Source organism: Chitinophaga sp., from assembly GCF_035564935.1.
Taxonomy (GTDB): domain Bacteria; phylum Bacteroidota; class Bacteroidia; order Chitinophagales; family Chitinophagaceae; genus Chitinophaga.
The window spans coordinates 1-1517 of the sequence record NZ_DATMTE010000294.1; the positions used below are offsets into that span (position 1 = coordinate 1).

Consider the following 1517-nt stretch of genomic DNA (forward strand, 5'->3'; position numbering starts at 1 on the left):
TGCTGCCGGCTAACCGGCAGCATCTTTTTTTATACCTCCACCGGAACGCCGGTTCCCTTTATCCCTCCCCCATTCAAAAAAATCGCGCTATTTTTGCCGCAAATGGGACAAAAAAAATTACAACGATTTGCTGAAATCGAAACCTTCCCCAATGTATTGATATACCCGGAAGGTATGCAGGGAAAATGGAATAAATTCTTCAAGAACAGCCATCCTGTTACATTAGAGCTGGCCTGTGGAAAAGGGGACTATACCCTGGGCATGGCCCGGCTGTTCCCTGAACAGAACTTTTTAGGCGTGGATCTCAAAGGCAACCGCATCTGGAGAGGTGCTAAAACCGCCCTGGAAGAGCCGCTGCCCAACGCTGCCTTTTTACGTACACAAATAGATAAGCTCAGTAATTATTTTGCGCCCGGGGAAATAAAGGACATCTGGATCACTTTCCCGGATCCTTTCCTGCGCAATTCCAAATCAAAGAAAAGATTAACGCATCCCAGGTTCCTGCAGTTGTTTCAGCCGTTGCTGGCGCCGGGAGCCACTATTAACCTGAAAACAGATTCACCGCAGCTGTATGCCTTCACGCAAGAGGTAATTACGGCAGCGGGATGTACATTGATAGAAGACATTCCGGATGTATACGCTTTACCGGAAGTACCACCATTGCTGAAGATCCAGACCTTTTATGAAGGAATGCACCTGGCTGATGGCAGAACGATCCGTTATCTTAAATTTCAATTGCCTGCTGCTCCGTTGAACTGGCAAAGCATTAAACTGCCTTCTGATGAAGCAACCGTTGGTGGAGAAGATTGATTTTTACTATAATGCCCAGGGCTATATGGTATTCACTGAAAAATTTCACCTCAACCGGGGCTTCTGTTGCGGCAACGGCTGTAAGCACTGTCCTTTTGATTATGAAAAAGTACCCGAACCCGAAAGATCAGCACTCCTTGCCCGCCGGCAGGAAGAAGGAAAAAGAGGCCACTGAGCCGGTTTCTTTTTTTGAAACAGTTTTTAAAATTGCACGTACCATACCACGGGGCCGGGTTACCTCCTACGGCGCCATTGCCGATGCTTCCGGTTTAAAGCTTACCGGCCGTATGGTAGGCTGGGCAATGAATGCAGCCGGCAGCGCCAAACCAGCCGTTCCTGCACACCGCGTGGTAAACAGTAAAGGCGAACTAAGCGGGCGGAGTCATTTCGCCACTCCTACCCTGATGCAGGAATTACTGGAACAGGAGGGCATAGCAGTAAAAGAAGATAAGATAGAAAATTTTAAAGCCGTATTTTGGGATCCGGCGCAACCTGCAAAGCCTTTGAAGAAGGGCAGTAAAAAGAAAGCATAACATATTCAGGAAACATCCGGCAGGGTGGAGCACTACTTTTCTATATGACAATACTCAAGCTGAAACTGGATAACGACCAATTGGTAGAGGACTTCTTCGATAGCTCCTACGTTATCGGCATTGCCTCCACCGCGCGGGATTATCAGCTGTGCTGGCATATTAACCGGCAGCTGC

Annotated in this window: 3 protein-coding genes; all 3 read left to right on the forward strand. The window is 48.1% G+C overall.

What is annotated here, in order from left to right:
• Positions 1 to 810: tRNA (guanosine(46)-N7)-methyltransferase TrmB (trmB, locus tag VN105_RS07915; protein WP_325639614.1), on the forward strand; the 810-nt coding region annotated here is incomplete at its 5' end.
• Complete coding sequence (locus tag VN105_RS07920) at positions 782 to 985, forward strand: DUF5522 domain-containing protein (protein ID WP_325639616.1); 204 nt, start codon at positions 782 to 784, stop codon at positions 983 to 985. The genes trmB and VN105_RS07920, both read left to right, overlap by 29 nt.
• Positions 912 to 1343: an MGMT family protein gene (locus tag VN105_RS07925; protein ID WP_325639618.1), complete on the forward strand. Its 432-nt coding sequence runs from the start codon at positions 912 to 914 to the stop codon at positions 1341 to 1343. The genes VN105_RS07920 and VN105_RS07925 overlap by 74 nt, the downstream gene beginning before the upstream one ends.
• The last annotated feature ends 174 nt before the right edge of the window (positions 1344 to 1517 follow it).